We start from the raw sequence: 4,740 nt of genomic DNA, 5'->3' as shown, positions 1-4,740 counted from the left end.
GCGACGCTGGCCGCGAGCACACCGGCTGCTCCGTTGATGCCCCAGAACCACGGGGTTGGTTTCTTGTCGATCGCCGACACCAGCCGCATTCCGGTCGGGAAACCAAAGCCCATGAGGAAGCCGGCCGGCGCGAGAACCAGGACCGCCAGCCCGGCTCGGAGCACGAGGCCCGCGCTTTCAAGCCGGAGCAGGATGTCGGGCAGCCACAACGGCAGGAGAAGAAGGTACAGGCTGGTCAGGATCGACCAGCCGACCAGTCTCGCGCTGCTGTCGAGTGGAACACGCTCGGATACCAGGCTGCCGATGCCGGTCGACAGGATCAGGCTGAAGAGGACGACGCTGAGAGCATAGACCGGATGGCCCAGAAACACGCTGATGCGCTGAAGCAGGCCAATCTCGACCATCATGAAGCCGATGCCAATCAGGCCGAAATACAACGTTCCGGCGCCGATCAGCCCGGATGGCCCCGAACGCGCGGAAGACCGCAGCGGAACGACGATCGTCGCCGCGACGAGAATGGCCGAGATGAGGATCAGCATGGCGAGCGTCAGGGTCGCACTCAGATTGCCCCCATAGACGCCCACCCGTGAGGCCAGCGTGAAGACGTCCTGATCGAGAAGGCGACCGAGCCGCAACTGATTGAAGAAGAACGGGCGTGCGTCGGTCGGCGGGCTCAGGTCGAGGTACGAGGCCTCTGTGGCGCGCGCGAGCGTGCTGCGGTCGGGCGCCGACACGATGCTCTCGAGCAGCGGCGAGGCGGCCTGTGCCTGTGGGCTCAGCAGGACGGGGAATGCGTAGGTGTCCGCAGCCTGCCGGAGCGCCGCCAGGGCTTGGTCCGACAGCGGCGAGCGCGACATCACCAGGGTCGCCACATGGTCCGACGCCGCCATGAAGAGGTGTCTCTTCGGATCGGTCACCCCAAGAGATTGGAGCGTTGCGACTGCGAGGCTCACCATGCGGCCGGTCTCGTTGACCTCGCCGGGGGCATACCAGCGGCTCACGGTGAAGACCCCCGACGGCGTCAGGCGCTCGAGGAAGATCCGCCAGGCCTCGACTGTGTAGAGGCCGTTCTCCGACAGGGTGAAGGCACCGGCGCCCGTGGCCGCCCAGGTGTCGATCAGGCTCATCTGGATGACGTCGAAGGAACGCTCGGCCCGGGCAAACCAGCTTCTCGCCTCATCGACCTCGAAGGAAAGGCCGGGCTGTCGACCGATGGCGGTGTCGTTCGCGAAGCGCCGGGTCAGCAGGTCGATGAAGATCGGGTTGATCTCGACGCCGACCACGTCTGAGACACCGAACAAGCGCGCGGACAAGAGGTCCCGGCCGCCGCCGACGCCGATCACCGCCCCGGTCTGGAGGCCGGGAACCGCGTAGGCGAGGTTGGTGACGTCGGAGCGGAGGAAGGCCAGTTCGTTCAGATCACCGGTGAAGCGATAGACCGCCGTCCCGGCACCACCGTCGATGTTCATCCAGCGCTGCTCGATCGGATCTGCGACATAGCGTGGGGACGGCCCCCAGAGCGCCGGCCGCGTCCTCTCGGGCTGACCGACCGTGATACGCGAGAACGAGTTCCATTTCTCGTAGGCGATCGTCGCCGGATGCTCGATCTGGTCCTTCACCACCGTCGGCCGGACTCCCTCGATCAGGCTGTTGGCGAGGGCGAGGATCGCAAGGCCCGCAAGCACGCCGCCACGGTACCGGAAAAGCCAACCGGCTCCAGACCGGCGCGGCGGCCCATCCCCGAGGTCCGCCTGCGCGAAGAAAAGGGCGCCGGCGGCAATGAGGACCGCAATCCAGAGCACAGCCGAGGGGCCGCTGACCAGATTGAGCAGCCCGAGGGCCCCGAGGCAGCCGAGAGCCGCACCGAGCAGGTCGATCCCATAGACCACGCCGACGGGGAAGGGGCTGCGGGTCAGGGCCAGGCTGACAACGATGCCGGAGAAGAAGAACGGGAGAGACAGGGCGACGGCGAACTCAGCCCAGACGACGAGGGACATGACCGATGCGGGCAGGCTCGTGACGATGGTCAACTGCACCAGGAGCGCCAGGATTGTCGCAAGGGCGAAGCTGAGTGAGGCGGTGCTCAGGTGATAGGACAGCTGCTCCGGGCGGTACCGCTCGGGCCGGAGATAAACCCAGACCGCTCCGGCCGTGAGGCCGAACATCGCGATGCTGATGACGAAAAAAGCGAGGTGATACCAGGATGTGACGGAGATGATCCGGGTTTCGACGATCTGCAGCATCAGGGTTGCTGCGGTGATCAGGCCGAGGCCTGTATAGAACGACAGTCGCTGCGCAATCTTCTGCACTTGTCGTCCCCATATCTTGGCGGATCGATCGCGGGTCTTGCCATTGGGTCAGCCGAACGGTCTCGGCAGGCTCATTGGCAGGAGATCCAACGCGGACGAACTGTCCCACAAATCGGGAGCGCTGTCAGCTTGGCCACAAATCAGTCCAGCTTTGATTGCTCCTGCAGCTCCGAGATCGAAGCCGAGGGTCTGGACCGCGCCGACATGGAGCCAAGTGGAATGCCGCCTTCTGGCATGGTGGACCTCATCCGAATTTCCGCATTGGCGGCGTGAGCGGATCTTCATTTAGTCTGCTCCATATCTGTCCTGATCCCACCCGTACTAAGCCTGTTCGGAATGCGTGCTGGCCATCGGACGCCCTTCCAGATTAGGCTGACCGCGTGTTCGGGCCTGATTGACAACCTCGTCACGTTCTACGCGAAGCCGGCTTGCTCCTGGGAGAGAACGAGATGCACCATTTTTTGCCGCGCAGACGCGTTGCTGACCTTCTTGAGGTTGTTTCCGCTAAAAGGGAGATTACAGGCCGAAGGTTCGCCGGCGGTTAGTTCAAGGCCGAGCAGGACGAGACACAATGCCAAAACAGTCGGACACGATCCTCGCGCTTGCCCTGCAGAGGGGACTACAGCTGCAAGCCAATCATTGTTCGAGTGACTTCAGGTAGTCGATGATGTCGGCGACGTCGCGCATCGAACTGGAGCTCGGGCTTGCTAGGATGACCTGTAATGAGACCTTCAGCAAGCGCCTCGGCGAGATTCTCGACGGGATAACGTTTATGCACATCCCTGAGAGGAGGTGCACTCTTCAAAGGACTGGCATCGAAACGCCCGACAGCGTGGCAGGCCGCGCAAGCCGCCTCAACCAAGGTATGACCGCGGCTGACGCTTGGATACTGCAAGTTTGCGACAGGCGTGACCTGAATCGCTATTAAGAACGGCAAAGCCGTTAATCGTATTAGCATGGCGCGGTGAAATCTGCGCGTTTCCGGTGCTCGAAGAAGCGTCGTGTATCCCACGCGCGGTCTTGCGAAAGATCTCCTGGGGCTGATCGTAGGCGTGTCAGGAGCAAAGGGGTAGCGCGTTGTCTCAGCCGAACATTTCGCTAGCCATGGTCTCGGAGCCTTGTGGAAACGATGAGCCAAGTCGGATAGCGCAGGAGCCGTCCCTTCCTGAACTGATGCTCCAGCCGGAGGGGCGGATTCCCTCTTGGATGTTGCGGGGCATGATCCGCTCAGGCGGCAGGAACACGAGGCACATCCGTTGCGGGATTATGCTGTCACCCTGCCGCATTCCCCAGCTCGCCCAGTGCGTCAAGCCGCCCACTCACTTCTGTCAAAGTGTCCTGGAACGACCGACCGCCCACCGGGTTGGCTTTGTGAGCATTCGCAGTCTCTGGAGGTTTCCCATGAGCGCGACTGGTCTCGATGTCTTCGACAAGACACTGCAAACCACCCATATTTGGCTCGATGAACTGATGGCGGAGATCGGCTCCGATCGGCAGGCCGCCTGGCACGTGCTGGGTGCCGTCTTGCGGGCCGTCCGCGACCGCATTCCGCTGGAACTTGCCGTCCATCTCGGCTCGCAGCTGCCGCTCCTGGTGCGGGGCCTCTACTATGACCAGTGGCACGCCCCCGGCCGCATGGACGAGAAGCCCCGCTCGCTTGACGTGTTCCTGAAGCCCATCCGTGAGCAGCTGGCTCAGATCCGCCCGATCGATGCTAGCAACGCGACCCAGGCCGTGTTCCGGATCCAGTCGCGGCATGCGAACCCGGGGCAGATCGAGAAGGTCAAGCACGCGCTCCCAGACGAAGTGCAGGCCATCTGGATTAAGGTCACACCCGACACCCAGGTTGAGGTGGAGCGGGCCATCACACGGGGTGACGATGCCGCGACGGGCGGCGGGCGCGCCTGAGGGCGGTCCACTCGCGTGTGGGACGCGAGGGAATCGTAGCCCTCGTCCTAGCCGCAGCGGGCCTTGTCGCAGGAGTGATGATCCTGCTGCGGATCAAGCAACTGCAACTGGATTGATGGAGGTAGATATGCGTGTAGCTGAAGTCATGACACGGGATGTGCGGCTGATCGAACCAAACCAGACCATCCGGGATGCTGCCCGTCTGATGGCTGAGATGGACGCCGGCATCATGCCGGTGCGCGAGGGCGACCGCCTCGTCGGCATGATTACCGACCGGGACATCGCCGTGCGGGCTGTGGCTCAGGGCAGGGGCCCCGACACACCTGTCCGGGAGGTGATGACGGACGAGGTCAAGTACTGCTACGAGGATGACGACACCAACGATGTGGCCCGCAACATGGCTGATATCCAGGTGCGGCGGCTGCCGGTGCTCACCCGCGAAAAGCGGCTGGTCGGCATCATCTCGCTCGGCGATCTGGCGGTGACAGATGAGGCCAGGCGTGCCGGCGAAGCCGTGGCCGGC

4 protein-coding genes are annotated in these 4,740 nt (G+C 63.4%); 2 read left to right on the top strand and 2 right to left on the bottom strand.

Annotated elements, in window-relative coordinates; all coding sequences use genetic code 11:
* Both FS320_RS38205 and FS320_RS50460 read right to left on the bottom strand, forming a co-directional pair.
* A partial coding sequence (locus FS320_RS38205; protein WP_152717496.1) for a spermidine synthase occupies nt 1-2,309 on the bottom strand: 2,309 nt, incomplete at its 3' end.
* A gap of 619 nt (nt 2,310-2,928) precedes the next feature.
* The gene (locus tag FS320_RS50460) at nt 2,929-3,267 is read right to left on the bottom strand and encodes a c-type cytochrome (RefSeq protein WP_342211969.1); all 339 of its coding nucleotides are present in this window, start codon (nt 3,265-3,267) and stop codon (nt 2,929-2,931) included.
* Nucleotides 3,268-3,710: 443 nt separating this feature from the next.
* Here FS320_RS50460 and FS320_RS38195 point away from each other — a divergent pair, with 443 nt between their 5' ends.
* On the top strand, nt 3,711-4,217 hold the full coding sequence (locus tag FS320_RS38195; protein ID WP_152717494.1) for a DUF2267 domain-containing protein: 507 nt from the start codon (nt 3,711-3,713) through the stop codon (nt 4,215-4,217).
* 127 nt (nt 4,218-4,344) lie between these two features.
* Nucleotides 4,345-4,740, top strand: a 396-nt coding sequence (locus FS320_RS38190; protein WP_152717492.1) for a CBS domain-containing protein, incomplete at its 3' end; no start/stop codon positions are given.

The sequence above is a fragment of the Microvirga tunisiensis genome (genome assembly GCF_009296175.1).
Taxonomy (GTDB): Bacteria; Pseudomonadota; Alphaproteobacteria; order Rhizobiales; family Beijerinckiaceae; genus Microvirga; species Microvirga tunisiensis.
The sequence above is the reverse complement of the archived record's forward strand: the minus strand, read 5'-3'. Positions and strand labels throughout refer to the sequence as shown.

Coding starts and splice junctions, on each gene's coding strand:
- FS320_RS50460 (WP_342211969.1), bottom strand. CDS start 3,267: ATGCTAATACGATTAACGGCTTTGCCGTTCTTAATAGCGATTCAGGTC.
- FS320_RS38195 (WP_152717494.1), top strand. CDS start 3,711: ATGAGCGCGACTGGTCTCGATGTCTTCGACAAGACACTGCAAACCACC.